16 protein-coding genes and 1 tRNA gene are annotated in these 25,166 nt (G+C 70.9%); 8 read left to right on the top strand and 9 right to left on the bottom strand.

Translation table 11 applies throughout. The features are described 5' to 3' along the window. Nucleotides 1-329: 329 nt before the first annotated feature. Nucleotides 330-494 carry a hypothetical protein gene (locus ACH4F2_RS05865; RefSeq protein ID WP_398131441.1) on the bottom strand — a complete coding sequence of 55 codons (165 nt, stop codon included), beginning with the start codon at nucleotides 492-494 and terminating at the stop codon, nucleotides 330-332. 432 nt (nucleotides 495-926) lie between these two features. Beyond that, nucleotides 927-2,996 carry an elongation factor G gene (fusA, locus tag ACH4F2_RS05860; protein WP_398131440.1) on the bottom strand — a complete coding sequence of 690 codons (2,070 nt, stop codon included), beginning with the start codon at nucleotides 2,994-2,996 and terminating at the stop codon, nucleotides 927-929. Between the two features lie 477 nt (nucleotides 2,997-3,473). On the opposite strand from fusA, the gene ACH4F2_RS05855 reads away from it, so the two are divergent. The 3 genes from ACH4F2_RS05855 (at nucleotide 3,474) to fxsT (ending at nucleotide 9,469) form a co-directional block, all read left to right on the top strand. Beyond that, a complete protein-coding gene (locus ACH4F2_RS05855; protein ID WP_398131439.1) occupies nucleotides 3,474-3,782 on the top strand; it encodes a trypco2 family protein in 309 nt (102 codons plus the stop codon). A gap of 141 nt (nucleotides 3,783-3,923) precedes the next feature. Next, complete coding sequence (locus ACH4F2_RS05850) at nucleotides 3,924-5,372, top strand: hypothetical protein (RefSeq protein ID WP_398131438.1); 1,449 nt, start codon at nucleotides 3,924-3,926, stop codon at nucleotides 5,370-5,372. 200 nt (nucleotides 5,373-5,572) lie between these two features. Beyond that, complete coding sequence (gene fxsT / locus ACH4F2_RS05845) at nucleotides 5,573-9,469, top strand: FxSxx-COOH system tetratricopeptide repeat protein (protein WP_398131586.1); 3,897 nt, start codon at nucleotides 5,573-5,575, stop codon at nucleotides 9,467-9,469. A gap of 82 nt (nucleotides 9,470-9,551) precedes the next feature. Here fxsT and ACH4F2_RS05840 read toward each other — a convergent pair whose 3' ends face one another. From ACH4F2_RS05840 to ACH4F2_RS05825, 4 genes are all read right to left on the bottom strand, one after another. Further along, nucleotides 9,552-11,426 carry an HEXXH motif domain-containing protein gene (locus ACH4F2_RS05840; RefSeq protein WP_398131437.1) on the bottom strand — a complete coding sequence of 625 codons (1,875 nt, stop codon included), beginning with the start codon at nucleotides 11,424-11,426 and terminating at the stop codon, nucleotides 9,552-9,554. 21 nt (nucleotides 11,427-11,447) lie between these two features. Next, a complete protein-coding gene (locus ACH4F2_RS05835) occupies nucleotides 11,448-11,654 on the bottom strand; it encodes a hypothetical protein (protein ID WP_398131436.1) in 207 nt (68 codons plus the stop codon). Nucleotides 11,655-11,756: 102 nt separating this feature from the next. Beyond that, nucleotides 11,757-12,857, bottom strand: a complete 1,101-nt coding sequence (locus ACH4F2_RS05830; RefSeq protein ID WP_398131435.1) for a trypsin-like peptidase domain-containing protein — start codon at nucleotides 12,855-12,857, stop codon at nucleotides 11,757-11,759. Nucleotides 12,858-13,106: 249 nt separating this feature from the next. After that, a tRNA-Leu gene (locus ACH4F2_RS05825) sits at nucleotides 13,107-13,191 on the bottom strand. Nucleotides 13,192-13,343: 152 nt separating this feature from the next. On the opposite strand from ACH4F2_RS05825, the gene ACH4F2_RS05820 reads away from it, so the two are divergent. Further along, nucleotides 13,344-14,675, top strand: coding sequence for a DUF2254 domain-containing protein (locus ACH4F2_RS05820; protein ID WP_398131434.1), 1,332 nt, complete (start codon nucleotides 13,344-13,346; stop codon nucleotides 14,673-14,675). 46 nt (nucleotides 14,676-14,721) lie between these two features. Here the strand turns inward: ACH4F2_RS05820 and ACH4F2_RS05815 are convergent, their stop codons facing one another. From ACH4F2_RS05815 to sucC, 3 genes are read right to left on the bottom strand one after another with little or no spacing between them, the layout of a single operon-like run. Then, nucleotides 14,722-16,281 (bottom strand): aldehyde dehydrogenase family protein, encoded by a 1,560-nt coding sequence (locus tag ACH4F2_RS05815; RefSeq protein ID WP_398131433.1) that lies wholly within the window; start codon nucleotides 16,279-16,281, stop codon nucleotides 14,722-14,724. Next, nucleotides 16,278-17,180 (bottom strand): succinate--CoA ligase subunit alpha, encoded by a 903-nt coding sequence (gene sucD, locus ACH4F2_RS05810; protein ID WP_398131432.1) that lies wholly within the window; start codon nucleotides 17,178-17,180, stop codon nucleotides 16,278-16,280. Before sucD ends, ACH4F2_RS05815 begins: the two co-directional genes overlap by 4 nt. A gap of 14 nt (nucleotides 17,181-17,194) precedes the next feature. After that, on the bottom strand, nucleotides 17,195-18,325 hold the full coding sequence (gene sucC, locus ACH4F2_RS05805; protein ID WP_398131431.1) for an ADP-forming succinate--CoA ligase subunit beta: 1,131 nt from the start codon (nucleotides 18,323-18,325) through the stop codon (nucleotides 17,195-17,197). 143 nt (nucleotides 18,326-18,468) lie between these two features. On the opposite strand from sucC, the gene ACH4F2_RS05800 reads away from it, so the two are divergent. From ACH4F2_RS05800 to ACH4F2_RS05785, 4 genes are all read left to right on the top strand, one after another. Continuing rightward, a complete protein-coding gene (locus ACH4F2_RS05800; protein WP_398131430.1) occupies nucleotides 18,469-20,151 on the top strand; it encodes a thiamine pyrophosphate-binding protein in 1,683 nt (560 codons plus the stop codon). An 11-nt stretch (nucleotides 20,152-20,162) separates the two neighbouring features. Then, nucleotides 20,163-21,395 carry a formyl-CoA transferase gene (gene frc, locus ACH4F2_RS05795; protein ID WP_398131429.1) on the top strand — a complete coding sequence of 411 codons (1,233 nt, stop codon included), beginning with the start codon at nucleotides 20,163-20,165 and terminating at the stop codon, nucleotides 21,393-21,395. 4 nt (nucleotides 21,396-21,399) lie between these two features. Next, nucleotides 21,400-23,598 (top strand): acetate--CoA ligase family protein, encoded by a 2,199-nt coding sequence (locus tag ACH4F2_RS05790; RefSeq protein WP_398131428.1) that lies wholly within the window; start codon nucleotides 21,400-21,402, stop codon nucleotides 23,596-23,598. A 122-nt stretch (nucleotides 23,599-23,720) separates the two neighbouring features. Then, the gene (locus ACH4F2_RS05785; protein WP_398131427.1) at nucleotides 23,721-25,100 is read left to right on the top strand and encodes an OFA family MFS transporter; all 1,380 of its coding nucleotides are present in this window, start codon (nucleotides 23,721-23,723) and stop codon (nucleotides 25,098-25,100) included. Nucleotides 25,101-25,166: the final 66 nt, after the last annotated feature.

Here is a 25,166-nt window from a genome sequence, read left to right as displayed (position 1 = left end):
CCCAGAGGGGGTACTCGTACTCGTCGCGGCCTGCCGACCGTCTTCCCGCCCGAAGTGCCGGCGCAGCAGGCCCGTATCGCGGGGTGGGAGGGAGTCCGGCAGGTCGAGCGTGAGCTGGACTTCGTGGATGTCGGCCACGCGCGGAGGCTACGGGGCGGGTTGTCAGTGCCCGCCGATGGAGTCGGGCTCGTTCCGCCGGGATGGCGCAGCCAAAGCCTCGCGCGCCTCGCTCTGCCGCCGGGCTGCGACCGGACCCGCTGGAGCCCGTGGTCGCCCAGTCGGATCCGGACGACCCAGTCCCGGGCAGGATGGCGGCCGGGACCGAACTCTCAGCCGTAGCAGGCCGGGAAGGGCTCAAGGCCCTCCGGCACCCCGTACTCGAAGACCGCTGTGTACGCCTCCGCGATGTCGCAGCCCTTGTCGAACCACGGGTAGGCGAACACACTCCAGACCAGAAGGACGACCACCAGCGCCCAGCGCATCCCCTTTGACATGTATGCGATTATTCCGCCGGGTCCGGCGGAATATGCCGTACCAGGGCGGGTCGCCTCGAGACGGACGGCTGATCGACCTCGGCGGTACCCGGATGCGTGTCCGTGGTGGCGCAACACCTGGACTGCGCCCCTCGGTTAACAGGTCGTTCGCGGCGAACACACCGCCCAGGCCGGGGCGCCCGGCGAGAAGCGCCGTCGACCGTGGCGCACTCCTCCGATCCGAGGGCCGGTACGAGGGCCGGTACGAGGGCCGGTACGAGGGCCGATCCGAGGGCCGATCCGAGGGCCGGTACGAGGGCCGGTACGAGGGCCGGTACGAGGGCCGGTACGAGGGCCGGTACGAGGGCCGGTACGAGGGCCGGTACGAGGGCTGCCCCCTCCCGCGGGAGGGGGCAGCCCGGCACGCTACCCCTTGCAGGGCGGCCCGGATTGCTACCGCGCCGGTGTCGCGGCGGTCGCCGTCGCCGGCGTTGGTGCGTAGCCGGTGGGCCGGGCGGTGAAGGTGCCACGGCCCCGGGTGCGGCTGCGCAGCCGCGTCGCGTAACCGAACAGTTCGGCCAGCGGCACGGTGGCCGTGACGACCGCCGCGCCGCCTCGCGTGTCGGAGCCGGTGACCCGGCCGCGGCGGGCGGCCAGGTCGCCCAGCACGCCGCCGACCGCGTCCTCGGGCACGGTGACCGTGACCTCGACGACCGGCTCCAGCAGGACCATCACCGAGGCACGCAGGGCATCGCGGAGACCGAGCCGGCCGGCGGTGCGGAAGGCCGTGTCCGAGGAGTCCTTGACATGGGTCTGGCCGTCGGTGAGCGTGACCCTCAGGCCGGTCACCGGGTGACCGCCGAGCGGGCCCTCGGCCAGGGCGTCCCGGCACCCGGCCTCGACGGCACGGACGAACTCCTGCGGCACCCGCCCGCCGACGACGGCCGAGCCGAACACGAAACCACCCTCCTCCGCGTTCCCCTCCCACGGGTCCACGTCGAAGACGATGTGCGCGAACTGCCCGGCGCCCCCGTCCTGTTTGACATGCCGGTAGACGAAACCGGACACACCTTCACCGACCGTCTCCCGGTACGCCACGCCGGGGCGGCCGACGGTGACCTCGATGCCGTGCTCGCTCCGGACGCGTTCCACCGCGACCTCCAGGTGCAGTTCGCCCATGCCCGACAGCACGGTCTGACCGGTCTCCGGGTCCGTCCGCACGGCCAGTGAGGGGTCTTCCTCGGTCAGCCGGGCCAGCGCCGAGGCCAGCCGGTCGGTGTCGGTGGAACGCCGGGCCTCCACCGACACGTGCACGACCGGCTCGGCCACGCCCGCAGGCTCCAGGACGAGCGGGGCGGCCGGCGCGCACAGGGTCGAGCCGGCGCGGGCGGACTTCAGCCCGACCACGGCGACGATGTCCCCGGCGACCGCCCGCTCCAGCGGGTCGTGGCGGTCGGCCCGCACCCGCAGGATGCGGCCGATCCGCTCGGTGCGCCGCGTGCCCGCGTCCCACACGGTGTCTCCCTTCTCGATCGTTCCCGAGTACACCCGCAGGTAGGTCAGCCGTCCCGTCGAGGTGGCGTTCACCTTGAAGGCCAGTGCCGCCATCGGTGCCGCCGGGTCGGCGGGCCGTTCCCGCTCCGCGCCGTCGTGGGTGCCGCGTACCGGGGGTACGTCCAGCGGGGACGGCAGGTAGGACACGACGGCGTCCAGCAGCGGTTCGACTCCGCGGTTGCGGTAGGCCGAACCGCACAGCACCACCACGCCGTCGCCGTCGCGCGTCAGGTCGCGCAGCGCCGTGGCGAGGGTGGCCGCGGTGAGCGTCTCCCGGTCGCAGAACTCCTCCAGCGCGGCCGGATGGCGTTCCGCCACCGCCTCCTCCAGCAGTCGCCGCCTGCGTGCCGCCTCCTCGCGCAGGGCGTCGGGCACCGGCCCCTCCTCGGCCGTGTCCGCGCCGTCGGCCCACACCAGGGCCCGCAGGCGCAGCAGGTCGACGACGCCGGTGAACCCGTCCTCCGTGCCGATGGGCAGTTGCACGACCAGTGGTACGGGGTGCAGTCGCTCGCGGATCGACGCGACTGCCGTGTCGAGGTCGGCACCCGCCCGGTCCATCTTGTTGACGAAGGCGAGTCTCGGCACGCCGTGCCGGTCGGCCTGCCGCCACACGGACTCGCTCTGCGGCTCCACTCCCGCGACCGCGTCGAACACGGCGACCGCGCCGTCCAGCACGCGCAGCGAGCGTTCGACCTCGTCGGCGAAGTCGACGTGCCCGGGAGTGTCGATGAGGTTGATCCGGTGACCGTCCCAGGAACAGCTGACCGCCGCGGCGAAGATGGTGATGCCGCGATCGCGCTCCTGCGGGTCGAAGTCGGTGACGGTCGTGCCGTCGTGGACCTCGCCGCGCTTGTAGGTGGTGCCGGTGGTGTAGAGGATCCGCTCGGTGACGGTGGTCTTGCCGGCGTCGACGTGGGCCAGGATGCCCAGGTTGCGGATGGTGGTGAGGGGGTTGGTGTGCGTGCGCATGGCCCGTGGCCTTTCGGATGGTCCGGAGAAGGGCAGCGCGATTTCCCTGACGCACGACGGCGCATGCCCCAGATGCACAGGGGCGCGAGGATCAAACGTGCGTCACGGGCACCGGTACCGGCCGCGCAGCGGGCACCGGGCGGCCGGAGACACGAGGATCACCTCGAAGCGGGAGCCGCAGCGGGGGACGACGAATGCGGTGCGCTCACACACGGCCCGGCCCCCCTCGCTCATCGGCATGGTGCACCGCGTCGCCATGGCCGGCGCGCGGTCGCGAGCCGAGTGTAGGGAGCACGGTAGGCGTGGAGCACGGCATTTTCCGGTGAGCGCGGGCGGTGCCGACGGCGTTCCCGCGGGCGGCTCGCTCCTCGCCGCCCCGGGACCCGTTCATCCCTACGGAGCTTTCTCGGCAAGAGTGGCACGGCCCACCCACGTCGGTCGGTAAGATCGCCCCGCACGGTCACTGCGGGAGGATTCATGATCGAACTGGCGGACATGGTGCGGGAGTTGAGAGACCAGCTCAACTGCGCCCTGGCCGGGGCGGGCACCGGCCCGATCCGTTTCGAGCTGGGGCCCGTGGAGATCGAGGCGACCGTCGCGATCGACCGAGCCGGAGGTGCCGCCGGCAAGGTCAACTTCTGGGTGGTCGAGGCGAACAGCGACGTGTCCGTCGCCTCCAACCGCACGCATCGCGTCACACTCACGCTGCAGCCCACGCTGGTGACACCCGACGGCACTCATCGCCACGTGCTGATCTCGGGCGACGAGGCGGACGGGGAGCGTTGAGGATTCCGCCTTGTTCGCGCCGCTGACGCAGTGGGAAGGCTAGTCGTACGCTGTCCGGACCGGGCGCGGACGAACTCGATGACGGCCGGGGGAGGTCACGAGGTGGAGGGGCGCAGCGCCGCACGCGTTCGAAACGAACTCATGGCCGAGATGGCGGGCGTTCTCGCGGCAACGGAGACCGTACGACGACAGACCGGCGCGGACATGCTGGTCCAGGACCTGTCCGCGGAGTTCCGGTCGGCCGTGGACCCCCGCCAGGACCAGTCGCTCATCCTGTGGTCGCGGCAACTGGTCAAGAAGTGCGCCGAGATCGACGAAGGACTCCAGACGCTGGCCCGCTGCCTGGGGTACGCCGAACAGGGTTCGGTGAGCATGCTCGCCCTGTGGCGTCTGGTGGACGAGTGGGAAGCCACCTCCTTCTTCAAGGAGACCGACCTGCGCCCACTGCGTCCCCTGCTGCACGAGCTGCGGTCCCCTTCCCTCCTCACCACCCTCGCCCGCCGGGCCAGCCACTCCCGCACCCAGGAACTCGAGGAGTGGTGCGAGACGGGCTGGGACGTCTTCCTGCGCCTGGCGGGGGACAACACAGCTGCGGACGAGCTGCCCCCCTCCATGGCGTTCCTCTCGCTCGCCGCCGAACACCTGGTGAAGGAAGGACGCGTCGACGAAGCGGAGCACCTACGCCGCTGGAACCGCAAGCAGGCCCAACTCCGCGGGCTGGCGGAGGAGATGGCCGACTGGCAGCAGGGCGACTTCGCTCCGGCCGGGGAGCCCTCGCTCCACCCCGCCTACCTGCTGATCCAGTTCGAACCGGACGGCGTGGACCCCGACAACTTCTGGGTGTCGCACTGGCGTCAGTCCGACTCCGACGGCTGGCACCCCATCCCCGGCGAGACGGTCAAACTGCACCGGGACGATCTTCCGGCCACCGCGGACCATCTGATCGAACAGGCGGAGGAACGCTGGTCCGATCTGCGTCAGCCGATAGTGATCGAGTTCATCCTGCCGTGGGAACTGCTGGCAGAGCCCGTGGAGTGGTGGCACAAGGAGGCTGACGCGGCCGTGCCCACGCCTCTCGTCCTGGACTACACCGTCGTGGTGCGCAGCTTCGAACGCCTGCGCAAGGCCGCCTGGCACCGGCCCTGGAACAACCGCTGGCGGCAGCTCAAGGACAGGCCTGCCGAGAGCCGGTCGCACTGGAGCCCGCCGGACCAGTCCGCGTTCCATCTCGAACGGGAACTCAAGGACGACCAGCAGATCGTCTGCCTCGTCCTCAGCTCACCACCCGGCACCGAGTCGCCGGTCGCACGCCAGGAGTTCGTAGCGGCACTGCGGGCCGGCATCCCGGCCGTCCTCTGGGACCGGGGCGCCTCCGGGACCGCCTTCCGGGAGGCGGCGGCCGACATCCTGCAGGAGCGCGGCCTGGCGGGGATATTGGAACGCACCCGGCGATGGCGCGATCAGGCGCTGGCGCTGGGCCCCGAAGGCTGGCACGGGCATGTGGGCCGTCATCTGGCCCTGCTGCTGGACGACCCGGAACGCATGCCCGGCCCATCAGCTCCGGGCGGCGGTCCCGACCGTGCCGGATGAGACATTGAACGCGGACGGGGGACAGAAGGGAGCGCACTCCGTGATGTCAAGTGCGTCGACCGGGATGCACGGCCACCCGCCCGGCCCGCGGGCAGACGGCCGGCCCTCGCACAGGGCCGCCGAAGCGACTGGAACCAGAGGCGAAACGGGAGGCTTCCTGTCCCCCTCACCGCACCGGCAGCGACGCCGTGGGCGTGACCATGAACAGTGACAGCGTTCGGCACGAGCGGTTACGGCCCGCCGACGTGGCCCGCCTGTGGGGTGACTGGCATCCCGAGGGCGACGCGACACCGAGAGAAGCGACCCTCGTGGTCGACTCGCATGTGACGATGCGTGTCTGGGACCAGGTGATCGACAGCCTGTCCGGCGCCCTGACCGAGAGCTTCGCCACCGTCCGAGTCGTGTCCCTGCTCGGCACGGACGAAGCGCTCCCGACCCGTGTCCGCACCGAGCATCCGTTCGTCACACCACCGGCCGGTACGCGGCACGTGATTCTGGTGGTCACGGACGGTCTGGCGGCCGGCTGGCATCTCGGCGCGGTGCAGCCCCACCTCTGGCACTGGGCACGGTCCTGGCCCGTGGCCGTGATCGACCCGCTGCCGCCCCACGTCTGGTTCCGTACCGGCCTCGACGTACTGAACGTCCAGGTCACGGCACCCCACCCCTGGGCGGCCAACACCGAGTGGGACTGGCACGAACGGGAGCTCCCCGTCCCACTGAGGGGCGAGGCGACCACCTCGGCACGCCCGGGCCACACGGACGACGACGAGTCCCGGGTCGCGGTACCCGTCCTGTCACTGACGCACCATGGGGCGCGCGCCCTCTCCGACCTGCTCGCCGGGGCGGAGTCGCAAGCGCTGGACCTGCCCGTGACACCCGCCCACACCTGGAAGGGCCGGCCGGACGCGGCACGGGCCTTTCCGTGGGCGGCCGAATTCTCCGCCGCCCAGAGTCCACCGTCCGCCTCCGACCGGGTGTTCGATTTTCGCGCCGCGGCGTCCCCCACCGCCTTCCACCTGGGCACCCGACTCGCGGCGGCGCCGCTCAGCCTGCCGGTCATCCGCCGGCTGATCCGGTCGACGCCCGGGGCCGGACCGGTGCACGCCTCCGAGTTCTTCATGAGCGGCCTGGTCCGCCCCACCGGCGTGCACGAGGACGCCCCGGGGGCGGTGGTCTACGACTTCCTCCCCGGCGTCCGCGAGGAACTGCTCGCGCAGGGGCGGCGCAGCGCGACCGTCCGAACCCTGCGTGACGTCCGCGAGGTACTGGCCACGACCCCGGCCACCGCGTCGCTGCTCCCGCCCTCCGGCGAAGCGTCGGACAAGTCGCCGACACCGCATGTCACGGTGAAGAACGCGCCGTTCCTCCGCGTCGAGCTCGTAGCGCTGGACGCCTTGTCCGGCTCACACCTTCAGCGCGCCAAATTGTTGCGGCATGCCCTGAAATGGCACGATCAGCGGTATGCAGTACCGCTCGCCAAGGTCCCGCCCCCCACAGCCCCCCTGACACCGCCCCCCGCGCCCGGAGCCACCGAAGGAGCCACCCCGATGTCCACCACGCCCCAGCGCACCTTGGAGGGAGAGCGCGCCGTTCAGCCACGCGTCTGGGGGAACCTGCCGCCGCGCAACCAGCACTTCACGGGCCGCAGCGAGCTGCTGGACCTCCTCGGCCAGCGGCTGCAGGAGGGCACGACCACAGTCCTGCCCGAGGCGATCCACGGCATGGGCGGTGTCGGAAAGACCCAACTGGCGATCGAGTACGCCTATCGGCACCAGTCGGAGTACGACATCGTGTGGTGGATCCCCTCGGAGCGGCCGGGTCAGGTAGGCCAGTCCCTGGTGGAGCTGGCCAAGCGGCTGGGCCTGGTGACCACCTCGGAAGCCAACATCGCCGGTCCGGCCGTACGGGAGGCGCTGCGGGAGGGACGTCCGTACTCCAGGTGGCTGTTGATCTTCGACAACGCTGACAGCCCCGAGCAGGTACGACCCTACTTCCCGACCGGCGGCACCGGAACCATCCTGGTCACCTCCCGCAACCGCCGCTGGGGACTCGTGGGTGGATCCCTCGAGGTGGACGTCTTCACCCGCGAGGAGAGCAAGAGTCTGCTCCGCGGCTCGGGGCCGGAACTCGCCGACGAGGAGGCCGAGGCCCTGGCCGAGGCGCTGGGCGACCTGCCCCTGGCCCTGGTGCAGGCGGCCGCCTGGCGGGCGGAGACCGGCATGCCGGCATCCGAGTACCTGCGGCTCTTCGAGAGCAAGCGGAGCGAACTGCTCGAGACCGCACCGCCGCCGGACTACCAACTGCCCGTCGCGGCGGCCTGGAACGTCTCGCTCGACCATCTGGAGACCCGCAGCCCGGCCGCCCTGCGGCTGCTGCAGCTCTGCTCGTACTTCGCTCCCGACCCCATCTCCAGGCAAATCCTGTCCGGCCCGGGATACACCACCATCTTCCCGGAACTGGACGCGGCTCTGAACGATCCGATGAAGCTCGCACGCGCGATACGGGAGATCAACCGCTACTCGCTCGCCCGAATCGACCACCGTACGAACTCCATCGAGATGCACCGGTTGGTCCAGCACGTGTTGATCAACCGTATGAGCCCAGAGGAGCAGAACCGCATGCGCGAAGGCGCCCACGCCCTGATGGCGGCCGCGGATCCCAGGACGCCAACCGACCCGGCGAGCTGGCCTCGCTATGCGGAGCTTTACACGCACGTCATCGCCTCAGGCGCGGTCACCTCCGAGCAGCCCTGGATGCGCCAGCTGGTGATGAACATCGCCAAGTACCTCTATTACTGGGGCGATCACGACGTCTCTCTGGACTTCTCCGAGACCGCCTGGAACGCCTGGGTGGACCGATTCGGCGAGGAGGACGCACAGGCCCTCCTCATGGGTCGCTGGCTGGTCTTCGTCTATCTGATGGTCGGCCGGTACACCGACGCCTCCGCTCTGGTGGAGCGCATCAGGCGCATCTACGAACGCGTCTCGGCGCCCGACAGCGAGGAGGCCCTGGAAGCAACCCAGATGGAGGCCGCCGTGCGGCGCGCGCAGGGACGCTTCCTGGAGGGCGCCGAACTGGACCGGCTCGTCCACGACCGGGCCCACCGGACCTTCGGCGACGACGACCCGGCCAGCCTGAACATGGCCCACAACCTGGGCGTGAGTCTGCGTCTGACCGGAGAGTTCCAGGAGGCGCTGCAACTCGACCGGAAGACCTGGAACCTGAAACTGCGCCTGTTCGGGCGCGACGACCAGCGCAGCCTCGTCACAGAGAACTCGATCGCCATCGATGTGCGCGAGTCGGGCGACTACATCGGGGCGCTCCGGCTCCAGGAAGCCGCACTGGAGGCGTTCCGGGACGTCTTCGGCAACAACAACCCGGCCACCATCAGCACCGAGCGCGAACTGGGTATCGCCAGCCGCAAGGCCGGCAACCACTCCCGCGCGCTGGAACTCGCCATCAAGTCCCACGAGACGTTCACCCGGAGGTACGGAGACACCCACCCGCAGTCCCTGGCCACCGCTCTGCCGCTCGCCACCGCCCTGCGTCAGAACGGCGACCTCGAAGCGGCACGGGCGCGCGGGGCACAGGCCTGCTCCGGCTACCGCAAGGTCTTCCACCCGCAACATCCCTACACCCTGGCCGCGGACGTGGGCCTGGCCGTGTCGGAGCGACTGCTCGGACAGCCCGGGGAGGCCCGCAGACTGGACGAGGGGGCGCTTTCCGCACTGTCCGAGACACTCGGCGCCGGGCACCCCTTCACCTTGGTGGCCGCGGTGAACCTGGCCAGCGACCTGTCCGCGCTCGGGGAACTCGACGAGGCGGTCCGCAAAGGACGTGACACCCTGGCACAGTGCCGGCAGGTCTTCGGCCCCGACCACCCGACGACGCTGGCCTGCGCCGCGAACCTCTCGCTCGATCTGGTGGCCGTGGGCCAGGAGGCCGAAGGGGAGAGCGTACGGTCCGACACGCTCGAGCGCATGGGCCGGGTGCTCAGCACTCACCACGGCGACGAGGAGCCGTCACCGCACCCGGCGGCCGTCTCCTTCCTCAACGGCGAGCGGGCGAACTGCGACATCGACCCCATGCCGCTGTAGATGCCGGTGCCCGGCCCCGGCGGGGAAGCGAAGCACGGCCGAGAGGGCTACGCGTGCGCCGCCGGCAGCCGCTCAGTCCTCCTCAGCCCGTCGGGCGGGGCTCCTCCAGGGTCCGGCCCAGCCATGCGGCCAGGTCCACCGGATCGGGTCGCTCCCCGTACTCGGCGACCAGGGTGTCCCGCACCGCGCGCGCCCACTGCGGTGACCGGAGCAGGAGTCGGGAGGCCAACCGCTGTTCCGGGTCGTCCGCCAAGGCCCTCCCCAGCGCGGCCCAGGCCCCCGCTGACGGGTCCGCCTTCAGCAGCCGGTCCGTCAGTTCCCGCCGTGCGGCGGCGCGGCGCCCGGTCGTCAGCAGGACATCGACGGGCCCAGCCCCTCGCACGGCGCCGGCCCCGGGATCACGCCAGGGGCCGACCGGGTCCGTCAGGCGATGCCGGGCCAGGATGGCCGCCGTGTCGAGGAAGCAGGCATCGGTATCCGGCCGCAACGACGACGGTGTCACCCGAACGGACAGTGGGCAGGTCTGTCCACGTCGCCAGGCACGTACCGCCAGGTCCACCGTGTCGGACGGCGGCCGGAGGTGGTGTTCACGCCATCGGGCACGGTGACTCGCCGCCGCTTCGCGTGCGAGCCTCAACTCCTCGCCCGGAACGGGTTCCGCGAGCCACCCGGCACAGGTCCGGGCCAGGGACTCCAGAAGCCGGTGCCCCAGGGGGGTCAGCCGTGGGTGTCCCCGGACAGCATCGAGCGCCGACCACACCGCGTCCCGCCACAGGGCGAACTCGAAGTGCGCCAGCGAGGCGTGCGCCGCGTCGGCGGCACCGCGGTGGGCGCGCCAGAATCGGGTCACCCCGAAGAAGGCGTAGATCCCCTGGAGCAGGCCTTCCAGCGGCCGCGGATCGTCCCGCCACGGCGCGTGGAACAACTCCGGCCCGTCGTCGGCGTCGTCGGCTCGCCGCAGCAGGGGTTCGACATGCATGAGCGCGCCGAGTTTGACGTGCTGGAACTCGTGCACCAGGGTGGCGGCGAGCTCCGGGCCGTCGTCGGGCAGCGAGGCGTTGATCCCTCCGAACGCCTCCGCGGAGCTACTGCTGTATGGCCGAAACCTTTCTCCTCGGGGTACGGGGGTAATGGACTTCAAACCGTGCCGCATCGCGTCCGTCTCGGCCGGTTCGTCACGCAGCAGCACCTTCCACGCCTCGCCGAGGGCACGCTGCCAGGCCTCGGCCTCCTGCTCGGACAAGGTGCTCGGCGCACTGGATCCGGAGTAGGAACGGAACGGGTCGTGCTCTTCGAGTGTCAGGGTCCCCGCCGTACCGCCTCGCCCCAGCAACAACCGCCGGGTGGGCCACCAGTCCGGTGTACGACGCTTCCACCCGGGTCCCACGACCACGTCGCCGCCGGCTCCGGTGATCCGCAGGCGCGATCCGTCCCCGGTGACACGTACGGCAGCCCACGTCTGCTCGGTGGGAAGGAGCGCGCACCCCAGACCGGGCAGGGACACGGCCCCTTCTCGTGCCGGAACCCACAAGGTGAAGGCGATACCGGCCGCGGCCGCCGCCGCGGCGGCCAGCGACGACAAATGTCCCAGGGTCACCCAGAGGGGCACCTCGCCGCGTGGAGCTCCCCTCAACTGCCGCAGGGACGACGACACCCAGGTCCCGGTCCCCGGCGCCATCAGGACGCCGTCGACCGCCTCAGGGGCCTTGGCCTGCGTCCGTTCGAGGAGCTCCCAGGCGTCACGCACGGACAGGGGTGGTCTCTCGTGACCTCGGGAACGGGCTGCCCCCCGGTCCACGAGGGCCTTCAGCAGCAGCAGTCGACGACTGCGCTCCGCGCTCAGCAGCTCGTCGATGACGGCGCCGTGGCCGCCGCCTTGCACGAGACCACGCAGGCCGGCCTCCGAGATGCTGTGAAAGGCGGATCGATCAACGGGCGTGCTGTCCGCGGGACGCACTGGCACTCTCCTCGCACACGGCTACGGTTGCTGGGTACCCAGCCCTGTGCGCGGCGGGTTGACGCCGGCCACCGTGATCGCATGAGGATCGTCGACTTCGGCCAGCAGCCGTTCGAGAGACGCGGACATGACTGGGCCGTCAAGAGAACGCAACGCCTCGAGTGATACCCCCGAGAGGTCCATGAGTCCGGACTCAAAGGCCGGCGTCGCCCGCTCCACGGCTGCCAAGTCCCCTCCCCGTATGGTCCCGTCGCGCCGTCGTTCCTCCTTCATCATGACCCAGGGGGAGGTGGGCCGAAACCCTGTGCACCGACCAGCTGCCACATCAAGTCAGTTGTGTCGCATGGCCAGTTCGGCCGCGACCCGGTCCACCTTGCGCAGTTCTTCCGAGTCCTCCTCCCATGTCCGCAGCTCCGCCATGAACCTGTCGAGAGTGCCGGGGTAGCGCAGGCAGGTGCGAAGCACGCCGTACACCTCGAACCTCAGCCGGTCGTCGCGCGGCCTGTGCGCGGCCACCCGGGGGTCGATTCCCTCCAGAACGGAGTCGAGTCCGTTCGGCCTGCGCAACGTGGGGAGTGCCGTCAACGCGTCGACGAGGTCCCGGAGTTCGGAGAGGGTCAGCGTGTGCGGCAACGCGTCGAGGGACGGCTGGTTCGGGGGCTGCTGATGTGGGGCCCCAGGCCCGGGGAGGGCGGCCGGTCCGGGTGCGGCCGGAAGACCCGCGCGAGTACCGAGCAGTTCCAGTTCGGCCGGGGCGAGCAGCTCGTACCAGCGCTGCACCCGCATCGCCGCAAGCCGTCCGAGACCGTCGGAACGGTGGTGGGTGGTGATGAGGCCGATGATCGCGCCATCGGACCAGAGGGGGGCGCCGGACATCCCCTCCCACGGGGACCGGTCGGGTTCGACGTCTTCGGCCGGAGGCGGAACGGCGACCTCCAGGCTTCCTGCTCGGCGGTTGGAGAGCGCGGACACCGTTCCGTCGACGTGGCAGGAGTCGCGGTACCGGCCGCGTGGGCCCTCTGCGCGGCGGTCGTCCGGTCCGCTGTCCTCGCGGAGTTTGAATCGGGGGAAGCCGACAGCGGTGACGGGGAGAGTGACGGCGGTTTCGGGTATGACGGCGTAGCGCGGCGCATGGTGGACCGGCGGGGCCTCGGGGGGCGTGCCGGTGAGTTCCAGGAGAGCCAGGTCGGCAGGCCCGGAGCGCAGGACGACCTGGGCCCCGGTGGTCCACTCGGAGGAGCGGTCGGCGTCGAAGCGGACCCGGAGCGTGGTCAGCGGGGGCTCGACCAGATGTGCGGCGGTGAGAACGTACCGGTCGGTGACACGGTAACCGGAGCCCCTACGGCCCGGAACGCCACCGCCCCGGCCGACGATCACCTCCGCGATCCGGGCGATCTCCGGCCCGCCCGCTCCCCCTGTCCGTTCGCTCACGCGGGGCCTCTACCCCGTCGAGCGGCCTCCCAAAGGCAGGAGCCCGGGAAGAGCGGAGGGGACCACAGCCGTGTGGGCAGGTCCTCCGCTCGAAGAGGCGGGCGGCGAGCGCGTCGCCGCCCACGGCGGGGGCGTGCCACGGCTCCGGATCCTCGCTCCGCGAAGCCCTGGGTAACGCCGGGAGTGGCCGAAACGCCGCAAGGGCCACGGCATGCAGCCGAGACCCTTGCGTACGTACAGTAAGTGAAGTGTCCGAGGGGGGACTTGAACCCCCACGCCCGATAAAGGGCACTAGCACCTCAAGCTAGCGCGTCTGCCATTCCGCCACCCGGACCAGGTGTCTGTCGCTGAGCGGGCTTGTTGCCCGCGGCGACATGGACAACCATACCAAGGTTTCGCAGCGCCTTTCACCTGCGTTTCCTTCCCCTGCTCTCCCCCTGAGCGGCGGTACGGGACCGGCGGCTCCGCCGCGCCTAGGGTCGCACCATGAGTGACTGGATGGTTACCCAGGGCCTGCCTCCTCGTCGCCGGCCGCGGGCGTTGTCGCCGCTCAGGGAGCATCTGCGGGACACGTTCTGGTTCGCTCCCACCGCGGCCATGGTGGGTGTCTTCGTGGTCTGGATGGTGGCCCAGGAGCTTGACGCCGCCCTCGTCCGCTCGCTGCGGGACGAGGGCGACTACGAGGCGCTGGCCGAACTGCTGCGGTTCGCGGACGACGCGAAGGCGGTGGTGTCCGCGGTCGGCTCGGCGATGATGACCTTCATCGGTGTGGTGTTCAGCATCTCGCTGGTCGCCGTGCAGATGGCGAGCGGACAGTTCACCCCGCGGGTGGTGCGGCTCTTCGTCCGCAGCCGGATCACGAAGGCGACCTTCGCGGTCTTCCTCGCCACGTTCGCCCTGACGCTGCTCGTCCTGACCAGCTACGACAGCAATCCCGATCCCCGTGCCGCCACCTCCGTCCCCTTGGTGCAGTCGGTGCTCACCCTCGTCATGGTCGCGCTGAGCCTGCTGCTCTTCGTGATGTACGTGAACACCACGCTGCGGCTGATGCGGATCAGCCATGTGATCGCCCGTATCGCCGCCGAGTCGTTCCGGGTGGCGGCGCTGATGCCCGCGCCGGCGGGCGGCGGCGAGATGCCCGGCCTCGGGCCCGTGACGGCGTGGGTCGCCCACGCCGGGCGGGCCGGTGTGCTGCGGGACGTGCACATCGCACGGCTGGTGCGGGTGGCCCGGCGGCACGGGGTGGTGCTGCGGCTGGTCCCGCGGATCGGTGACTTCCTGGTGCCGGGCACACCTGTCCTGGCGGTGCACGGCGGGGCGGCTCCGCCGCGTCGGGCGCTGCGGTACGCGCTGTCCGTGGGGGTGGAGCGCACCTTCCACCAGGACCTGGCGTTCGGGCTGCGCCAGCTGTCCGACATCGGGCTGCGCGCACTGTCCCCCGCGGTGAACGATCCGACGACCGCCGTGCAGGCGCTGGACCGGGTCGTGCAGATCCTGGCCGCCCTGTCCCGGCGTCCGCTGGATGCCGTGGCGCACCGGGACCGGCGCGGTACGGTACGGCTGGTGCGGCCCGTGCCCGGCTGGACGGAGTTGGTGGACCTGGGGTTCGCCGAGGTCCGTGTGTGCGCCGTCGGGTCGCCGCAGGTCACGCGGCGCCTGCTGGCCGGCCTCGACGACCTGCTGCTGCTCGCCCCGTCGGACCGGCGCGAACCGCTGCTGCGCCACCGCGAGCTGCTGCGGCAGGCCGTCGAGCGGACCGCGCCGACCCCGGCGGACCGGGCCTTCGCCCTGCTGCCGGACCGGCAGGGCATCGGCTGATCCGCGTGACCCGCCGCCGACGCCTCGTCTGCCCGGGATCGCGGCGTTACGGCATGAGGTGGTGGTCCGGGAAGTTCCCGGGCAGCCGCTCCCCCGCCGGGCCGCGGGTGACGGCGCGCACCAGCAGCTCGCCGCCGACGAAGGCCCCGCGCCAGGACGCGCCGTGCCCGCCGAACAGCTCGTCGCGGTCGCCGCGGGAGCGCGGGACGCCGTGGCCGACCTTGAAGGCGCGGATCTGCGGCGCCAGCCTGCCGTAGGTCGCCGGGTCGTCCGTGGACAGGGTGGCGACCAGTGCGCCGTTCGAGGCGTTCATCGCGGCGAGCAGTTCGGCCTCGGTGTCGACGAGAACGATGGTGTCGACCGGCCCGAACGGTTCCGCGTGGTGCAAAGGCGAGGAGCCGGGCGGGTTCAGGAGCGTGACCGGCTGAACGTAGGCCGAGGTGTCCTGGCCGGGCAGGAACCGGGCGTCGGCCGGGCTGCCGCGGTGCAGGGGTACGGCGCCGCGGTCGACGGCCTCGGCGACCTGGTCCCGCAGTTCCTTCGCCTTGGCCGCGTTGATCACCGGCCCGAAGTCGAGCTCGGGGTACGGGTCGTCCGGTGCTCCCACGGCGAGCGGGTGGCCGACGCGCAGCGTGCGGACCGCCGGGAGGTAGGCCGCGAGGAACGCGTCGAACAGCTGCCGCTGGACGACGAAGCGCGGGTAGGCTGTGCAGCGCTGCTTGCCGTAGTCGAAGAGCCTCGGGATCACCGCCGTGAGCGCCTCCCAGCCCGTGAAGTTCCAGATGCCCCAGGTGTTGAGTCCTTCCTGTTCGAGGATGTGCCGCTTGCCGAGGTCGGCGACGGCCGTGGCGACGGCGGCGCCGGTGTCGCGGCCCCCGACGAAGGAGACGCAGCCGATCTCGGACGCCCGCACCAGCGCGTGGGACAGCTCGCCCCCACTGCCGCTGACGAGGGTGACGGGAATTCCCTCGCGGGCAGCGAGTGCGCAGGCCAGGGTCAGACAGGTGACGCCGCCGTCGGTCGGGGTCTTGGCGATGACCGCGTTGCCCGCCAGGGCCTGTACCAGTAATGCGTGAACGAGCACGCTCATCGGGTAGTTCCAGCTCGCGATGTTGGACACCGGGCCGTCCAGCGGGGCCCGGCCCGTGATCATTTCGTCGATGCCGTCGACGTACCAGCGGACGCCGTCGACGGCGCGGTCGACGTCGGCCTGGGCGAGCCGCCAGGGCTTGCCGATCTCCCGGACGAGCAGCAGGGCGAGCAGTTCGCGGTGCTGGGCGAGGGCGTCGAGGGTTGCCGCGACGCGGGCGCGGCGTTCGGGCAGGGCGACGTGACGCCATGCGCGGTGCTGGTCGAGCGAGGCGCGTACGGCTCGCTGGGCGGTCGCCCGGTCCAACCGGGGCGGGCCGGCGATCGGGGTGCCGTCGACGGGGCTGGTGGCGGGCAGGACACGGCCGTCCGCCCGCCAGGTGGCGCCCCACAGGTTGAGGACGCGGTCTTCCCGGAACGCCTCGGGGGCGACGGCGAGACAGCGCTGCCAGGCGTCGGCCCAGGAGGTGCCGGACTTGAGGGTGAGAGCGGCCCTGCCCTCGACGCCGGCCGTCATTCCGGGGCTCCGTCGCGTGCCGCGCCGCCGAGCAGGGCGACGACGTGCCGTGCCGTTTCGGTCGGTGTGCCGCCGACCCGTACTCCGGCCGCCTCCAGGGCCTCCTTCTTCGCCCGCGCCGTGCCCGAGGAGCCGGAGACGATCGCGCCGGCGTGTCCCATGGTCCGGCCCTCGGGCGCCGTGAAGCCGGCGACGTAGCCGACGACCGGCTTGGTGACGTGGTCGCGGATATGGGCCGCCGCGCGTTCCTCGGCGTCGCCGCCGATCTCGCCGATGAGGACGATCAGTTCGGTGTCGGGGTCGTCCTGGAACGCGGTGAGGCAGTCGATGTGACTCGTGCCGACGACCGGGTCGCCGCCGATGCCGACGCAGGTCGAGAAGCCGATGTCGCGGAGTTCGTGCATGAGCTGGTAGGTGAGCGTGCCCGACTTGGAGACCAGGCCGATGCGGCCGGGCCTGGTGATGTCGGGCGGGATGATGCCCGCGTTGGACTGGCCGGGGGTGATCAGGCCGGGGCAGTTGGGGCCGATGACGCGGGTGCCCCTGGCCTTGGCGTACGACGTGAAGGCGACGGAGTCGTGGACGGGGATGCCCTCGGTGACGACGACGGCGAGGGTGATGCCGGCGTCGGCGGCCTCGATGACCGCGGCTTTGGCGAACGCGGGCGGCACGAACACGACGGTGACGTCGGCGCCGGTGCGTTCGACGCCTTCGCGCACCGAGCCGAAGACCGGCACGGCACGCTCGTCGAAGTGCGCGGTGCGGCCCGCCTTGCGCGGGTTGACGCCGCCCACCACGTTCGTGCCGGCGGCCAGCATGCGGCGGGTGTGCTTCATGCCCTCGGCGCCGGTCATCCCCTGGACGAGGATCTTGCTCTCCTTGGTGAGGTAGATCGCCATGTCGTCCTGTCTCCTTATGCCGCGGTGGCGAGTCGGGCGGCACGGCGGGCGGCGCCGTCCATGGTGGTGGCCTGTTCGACGAGCGGGTGCGCGCGGGCGTCGAGGACGGCCCGGCCCCGGGCGGCGTTGTTGCCGTCGAGGCGTACGACGAGCGGCTTGGTCAGCCGGACCTCGTCCAGGGCCCGGACGATGCCGTCGGCGACCGCGTCGCAGGCGGTGATGCCGCCGAAGACGTTGACGAGGACGGACTTCACGGCGGGGTCGGCGAGGATGACGGAGAGTCCGTCGGCCATGACCCGGGCGGAGGCGCCGCCGCCGATGTCCAGGAAGTCGGCGGGCCGGGCGCCGCAGCCGGCGACCATGTCGAGGGTCGACATGACCAGTCCGGCGCCGTTGCCGATGACTCCGACCTCGCCGTCGAGTTTGACGTAGTTCAGGCCCTTGGCCGCGGCCCGCGCCTCCAGCGGGTCCGCGGATGTCGCCCGCTCGCCTCCCCAACGGGACTGGCGGAAGCGAGCGTTGTCGTCGAGGGTGACTTTGCCGTCGAGGGCCACGATCCTGCCCTGCGCCGTCCTGACCAGCGGATTGACTTCGGCGAGCAGGGCGTCTTCGCGGACCAGGACCTTCCACAGCCGTACGAGCACGTCGACGGTCTGCGGAGGTAGGCCGGCGGCGTCCGCGATGCGTACCGCCGTGGCCGTGTGCACGCCCACGGCCGGGTCGACGGGGATGCGTGCCACGGCCTCGGGACGCTCGGCCGCGACCTCCTCGATCTCCACGCCGCCCTGAGCCGAGGCGATCGCGACGAACCCGCCGGCCGCGCGGTCGAGGACGTAGGAGACGTAGAACTCCCGCTCGACGTCGACCGGTTCTGCGAGCATCACCGTGCCGACCCTGTGGCCCCTGATGTCCGTGCCGAGGATCTGCCGCGCGGCTTCTTCCGCGGCGGCCGGGTCGGCGGCGAACCGCACTCCGCCCGCCTTGCCGCGCCCACCGGTCTTCACCTGCGCCTTCACGACGGCGCGTCCGCCGAGCGCGCGGGCGATCTCCCGGGCCCGCTCGGGCGAGTCGGTGACCTCTGCCCTCGGCACCACGATGCCGTGTTCTTCGAAGAGTTCCCTTGCCTGGTGTTCGTACAGGTCCATCTCGGCTCCTGACTGAAAGTGCCGCACGCCCCCTGGACACCACCCACCGGATGCGGGATAACAAGCTTCATACAGTATTCGTCGACTGTATGCAATGTACCGCGAGAGCGCCCCAACCCCGCGTGAAGGGACAGGACTTCGCCATGCCCGACGACACCCAGGACGTCATATCCGGCGGTCACCTCGTCGCCAAGGCACTCAAGGCCGAGGGGGTCGACCGCATCTACACGCTGTGCGGCGGCCACATCATCGACATCTACGACGGTTGCGTCGACGAGGGCATCGAGGTCGTCGACGTACGCCACGAGCAGGTCGCCGCGCACGCCGCCGACGGCTACGCCCGCGTCACCGGCAAACCCGGCTGCGCGGTGGTCACCGCGGGGCCGGGAACGACCGACGCCGTCACCGGTGTCGCCAACGCCTTCCGCGCCGAGTCCCCGATGCTGCTGATCGGCGGCCAGGGGGCGCACACCCAGCACAAGATGGGGTCCCTCCAGGACCTGCCGCACGTCGACATGATGACCCCGATCACCAAGTTCGCGGCGACCGTGCCGGACACGGCCCGCGCCGCCGACATGGTGTCGATGGCGTTCCGCGAGTGCTACCACGGTGCGCCCGGACCCTCCTTCCTGGAGATACCGCGCGACGTACTCGACGCCAAGGTGCCCTCGGAGAAGGCGCGCGTCCCCAAGGCCGGGGCCTACCGCGCCTCGACCCGCTCGGCCGGCGACCCGGAGGCCGTCGAGGCCCTCGCCGACCTGCTGGTCCACGCGGAGAAGCCGGCCATCCTGCTCGGCAGCCAGGTGTGGACGACCCGCGCGACCGAATCGGCTGTCGAACTGGTCCGCACGCTGAACATCCCGGCGTACATGAACGGCGCCGGACGCGGCACCCTGCCGCCCGGCGACCCGCACCACTTCCAGCTGTCGCGCCGCTACGCCTTCTCCAACGCCGACGTCATCGTGATCGTCGGCACCCCCTTCGACTTCCGCATGGGCTACGGCAAGCGGCTCTCCCCGAACGCGACCGTCGTGCAGATCGACCTCGACTACCGCACCGTCGGCAAGAACCGCGACATCGGCCTCGGGATCGTCGGCGACGCGGGACTCGTCCTGAAGTCGGTGACCGAGGCGGCGTCAGGCCGGGTCAACGGGGGCGCGTCCCGGCGCAAGGAGTGGCTCGACGAGTTGCGCGCGGCCGAGCGGACAGCCCTGGACAAGCGGCTGCCGCAGCTCAGGTCGGACGCCTCCCCCATCCACCCGTACCGGTTGGTCAGCGAGATCAACGACTTCCTCACCGAGGACTCGGTCTACATCGGCGACGGCGGCGACATCGTCACCTTCTCCGGGCAGGTCGTGCAGCCCAAGTCGCCGGGCCACTGGATGGACCCGGGCCCGCTGGGCACGCTCGGCGTCGGTGTCCCCTTCGTGCTCGCGGCCAAGCAGGCGCGGCCCGACAAGGAGGTCGTCGCCCTCTTCGGCGACGGCGCCTTCTCGCTCACCGGCTGGGACTTCGAGACCCTCGTCCGCTACGACCTCCCCTTCGTCGGCGTCATCGGCAACAACTCCTCCATGAACCAGATCCGCTACGGCCAGGCCGCGAAGTACGGCAAGGAGCGCGAGCGGGTCGGCAACACCCTCGGTGACGTCCCCTACGACCAGTTCGCGCGCATGCTCGGCGGACACGGCGAGGAGGTCCGCGACCCCGCCGACATCGGCCCCGCCCTGCGCCGGGCCCGGGAGTCCGGCAAGCCGTCCCTCGTCAACGTCTGGGTCGACCCGGACGCGTACGCCCCCGGAACCATGAACCAGACGATGTACAAGTGAGGTGAACACTCATGACAGCGAAGGCCCTTGACGGCATCCGCGTCCTGGACATGACGCACGTCCAGTCCGGACCCTCGGCGACCCAGCTGCTCGCCTGGCTCGGCGCGGACGTCGTCAAGCTGGAGGCGCCGAGCGGTGACATCACGCGGGGGCAGTTGCGCGATCTGCCGGACGTCGACTCCCTCTACTTCACGATGCTCAACTGCAACAAGCGGAGCATCACCCTCAACACCAAGACCGAGCGCGGCAAGGACATCCTCACCGAGCTGATCCGACGCTCCGATGTCATGGTCGAGAACTTCGGGCCGGGCGCGGTCGACCGGATGGGGTTCACCTGGGACCGCATCAAGGAGATCAATCCACGGATCGTCTATGCCTCCGTCAAGGGGTTCGGCGAGGGCCCGTACACCGACTTCAAGGCGTACGAGGTCGTCGCGCAGGCCATGGGCGGATCGATGTCCACCACCGGTTTCGAGGACGGGCCGCCGCTGGCGACGGGGGCCCAGATCGGGGACTCGGGCACGGGCGTCCACGTCGTGGCGGGCATCCTCGCCGCCCTGTACCAGCGGGAGCGCACCGGACGCGGTCAGCGGGTGAACGTGGCCATGCAGCACGCGGTGCTCAACCTCTGCCGGGTGAAGCTGCGCGACCAGCAGCGCCTGACCCATGGTCCACTCGCCGAATATCCCAACGAGGACTTCGGCGACGAGGTTCCCAGGTCCGGGAACGCGTCCGGTGGCGGGCAGCCGGGCTGGGCGGTCAAGTGCGCGCCGGGCGGCCCGAACGACTACGTGTACGTCATCGTCCAGCCGGTCGGCTGGCAGCCGCTGAGCGAACTCATCGGCCGGCCGGAGCTCGCCGATGACCCCGAGTGGGCGACGCCCCGGGCCCGGCTGCCGAAGCTGAACAAGATGTTCCAGCTGATCGAGGAGTGGTCGTCCACCCTGCCCAAGTGGGAGGTACTGGAGCGGCTCAACGCCCACAACATCCCGTGCGGACCGATCCTGTCCACCAAGGAGATCATCGAGGACCCGTCCCTGGTCGCCAACGAGATGATCGTCACCGTCCCCCACCCCGAGCGGGGCGAGTTCGTGACCGTCGGCAGTCCGCTCAAGCTCTCCGACTCCCCGGTGAAGGTGACCGCTTCGCCACTGCTCGGCGAGCACAACGAGGAGGTCTACGTCGGTGAGCTGGGCCTCGGCGACGAGGAGCTCCGCCTGCTCAAGTCGAACGGGGTGATCTGACGTGATGGCCGAGGACCGGGTGGCGCGCGTGCGCCGGCTCCTGGACTCCGTACGGTCCGCGGGCCGCACCGCGCTGACCGCCCCCGAGGGCAAGGTGCTCGCCGACGCCTACGGGATCGCCGTACCGGGTGAGGAGCTGGCGCGGGACGTCGACGAGGCGGTGGCGTGCGCGGCGCGGTTCGGCGGGCCGGTCGTGATGAAGATCGTCTCGCCGGACATCCTGCACAAGACCGACGCCGGCGGTGTGGTCGTCGGGGTGGAGGGCGCGGCGGACGTACGGGCGGCGTTCTGCCGGATCGTCGACAACGCGCGCGCTTACGAAGCGTCGGCGCGCATCGAGGGCGTGCAGATCCAGGAACTGCTGCCGAAGGGCCAGGAGGTCATCGTCGGCGCGGTGACGGACCCGACGTTCGGGAAGGTGGTGGCGTTCGGGCTCGGCGGGGTGCTCGTCGAGGTGCTGAAGGACGTGACGTTCCGGCTCGCGCCCGTGGCCGCCGACGAAGCGCTGTCCATGCTGGACTCGATCCGGGCGGCGGAGGTGCTGCGCGGGGTGCGCGGGCAGGCCGGCGTGGACCGGTGGGCGGTGGCCGAGCAGATCCGCCGGGTCTCCGAACTCGTCGCGGACTTCCCGGAGATCGCCGAGGTGGACCTCAACCCGGTGATCGCCTCCCCCGAGGGCGCGGTCGCCGCCGACATCCGGGTGATCCTCGCTACGGGGACGCCCAAGGAGCGCCGCCGGTACACGCGCGAGGAGATCCTCATCTCGATGCGCCGCCTGATGCAGCCCACGTCGGTCGCCGTGATCGGCGCGTCCGGTGAGCCGGGGAAGATCGGCAACTCGGTGATGCGCAACCTCGTCGACGGCGGCTTCGCGGGCGAGATCCATCCGGTGAACCCCAAAGCCGACGACATCCTGGGCCGCAAGGCGTACAAGAGTGTCACCGACGTTCCCGGTGAGGTGGACGTGGCGGTCTTCGCGATCCCCGCGAGGTTCGTGGCCGCGGCCCTGGAGGAGGTGGGTCGCAAGAGGATCCCCAACGCCGTGCTGATTCCGTCCGGGTTCGCGGAGACCGGTGAGCAGGCGCTCCAGGACGAGGTCGTGGCGGTCGCCGAACGGTACGGCGTCCGGCTTCTGGGCCCGAACATCTACGGCTACTACTCGACGTGGCAGGACCTGTGCGCCACGTTCTGCACGCCGTACGACGTGAAGGGCGGGGTCGCGCTGACCTCGCAGTCGGGCGGCATCGGGATGGCCATCCTTGGCTTCGCGCGGACGACGAAGACCGGGGTGTCGGCGATCGTCGGCCTGGGCAACAAGTCGGACCTGGACGAGGACGACCTGCTCACCTGGTTCGGCGAGGACCCGCACACCCAGTGCATCGCGATGCACCTGGAGGACCTCAAGGACGGACGCGCGTTCGTCGAGGCCGCGCGGGCGACCGTGCCGAGGAAGCCGGTCGTGGTGCTCAAGGCGGGGCGTACGGCGGCGGGCGCGAAGGCCGCCGGCTCGCACACCGGGGCTCTCGCGGGGGACGACGCCGTGTACGACGACATCCTGCGGCAGGCCGGGGTCATCAGGGCACCCGGCCTGGGCGAGATGCTGGAGTACGCGCGCGCGTTGCCGGTGCTTCCCGTACCCACCGGCGACAACGTGGTGATCATCACCGGGGCCGGCGGGAGCGGAGTGCTGCTCTCCGACGCGGTGACGGACAACGGGCTGTCGCTGATGGAGATACCGCCGGACCTGGACACGGCGTTCCGCGCGTTCATTCCGCCGTTCGGGGCGGCGGGCAACCCGGTGGACATCACCGGGGGCGAGCCGCCGTCGACGTACGAGGCGACGATCCGGCTCGGGATGGAGGATCCGCGCATCCACGCGCTGGTCCTCGGCTACTGGCACACCATCGTCACGCCTCCCATGGTGTTCGCCGAGCTCACCGCACGCGTGGTGGCCGAGTTCCGCGAACGCGGGATCGAGAAGCCCGTGGTGGCCTCCCTCGCGGGCGACGTGGAGGTGGAGGAGGCGAGCCAGTACCTCTTCGAGCGCGGGGTCGTGGCGTACCCGTACACGACCGAGAAGCCGGTGGCCGTGCTGGGCGCCAAGTACCGGTGGGCGCGGGCCTCGGGAAGGCTCGGGGCCGAAGGCTCCTCCGTCAAGGGTGGTGGCGGGGGACGGGCGGGCTTGTCGGGAGGCGGCTCATGAGGTGAGCGGCGAGGGGCCGGCCGGCGGGTGCGCGTCGGCCGGCCCCGGGGACCCGCGCGCGCACGGAAGGCATTGGACAGGGGGCGCTGGCCAGAACTTTCGACGCAAGGGGTGCGAACGACATGACAACCACCGAGATCCCCCGGGCAGCCGTCTACCGGGAGGTGACCGACAGGAACGGACGCGTCTACCGCGTGGGCGAGTCCGACATCGACATCATGGGGCGCAAGCGCAAGTGGATGGTGATACTGCCCTGGGTCGGCATGATGGGCATCTCCTCCGCTGAGTACGCGTTCGCGTCCGCCGAGGACACGCTCCATGAAGCCCATCACTGGTCCAGCGGCAACATCTACTGGATGATGACCGCCTGGATCTTCTGCCAGGCCGCGGTCGCCTTCCCGGCCGGGCGGCTGCGTGAGAACGGCAGACTGCCGGCGCGCTGGGCGATGATGCTGGGTTCGGCCGGCACGCTGCTCGGCTACCTGTCACTGGCGTTCGCGCCGCACGTCTCGCTCGCCTTCATCGGGTTCGGCGTGTTCAGCGGTATGGGTGCGGGCATGGTGTACGCGACCTGCGTCAACATGGTCGGCAAGTGGTACCCGGAGCGCAGGGGCGGCAAGACCGGCTTCGTCAACGGCGGTTTCGCCTACGGGTCGGTGCCGTTCGTCTTCATCTTCCACGGCTTCATGGACACCTCCAACTTCCGCTGGGTACTGGTCTCGGCCGGTGTGTTCCTCGCGGCCATCGTGGCTTTCGCCGGCTTCTACTTCCGGGATCCGCCGAAGAACTGGTGGCCGGCCTCGATCGACCCGCTCAACCCGCCGGACGACCCGCGAGCCCGGCGGTCGTTGGAGAAGAACCCCCCGGCCACCAAGCAGTACTCCCCGCTGGAGGCCTGGAGGACAGGCCGGGTGGCGCTGATGTGGTTCTGTCTCGCCTGCACCTCCGGCGTGAACATCTTCGGTATCGCCTTCCAGGTCGACATCGGTGAGGACGCGGGCTTCGCGGCCGGCATCGTGGCCACCGCGATGTCGCTGAAGGCGATCGTCAACGGCACCGGGCGCGGCGTCATCGGCTGGCTCTCCGACCTCTACGGCCGCAAGCAGTGCCTGCTCTACGTGTGCGCGATCCTGGGCCTCGCCCAGTTCGGCATCATCTGGTCGGCCGAGATCAAGAACCTGCCACTGTTCCTGGTCTTCTCCGCGATCTCCGGTTTCGGCGGCGGTGCGATCTTCCCGATGTTCGCGGCGCTGACGGCGGACTACTTCGGCGAGAACAACAACGCCACGAACTACGGAATGGTCTACAGCTCCAAGCTCGTCTCCGGTCTGGGCGCGGGCATGGGATCCGTGGTCGTCGGCGCCTGGGGGTACAACGGCGCCTTCACCCTGGCGGGCTGCATCTCGATCTTCGCCGGGTTCATGGCGCTGTTCCTGCATCCGCCGGGACGCGCGAAGAACAAGAGCATCACACCCAACCCCCGGCCCCTTGGTGAGGGATGACCTGACGAGGCTCCCTCGCACGGACCGGGCGGCCCTTGCCTCAGCACTCCGCGAGGGCCGCCCGGT

The sequence above is a fragment of the Streptomyces sp. NPDC017890 genome (genome assembly GCF_044328675.1).
In the GTDB taxonomy this organism is placed as follows: domain Bacteria; phylum Actinomycetota; class Actinomycetes; order Streptomycetales; family Streptomycetaceae; genus Streptomyces.
This window is presented reverse-complemented; position numbering and strand designations above follow the sequence as displayed.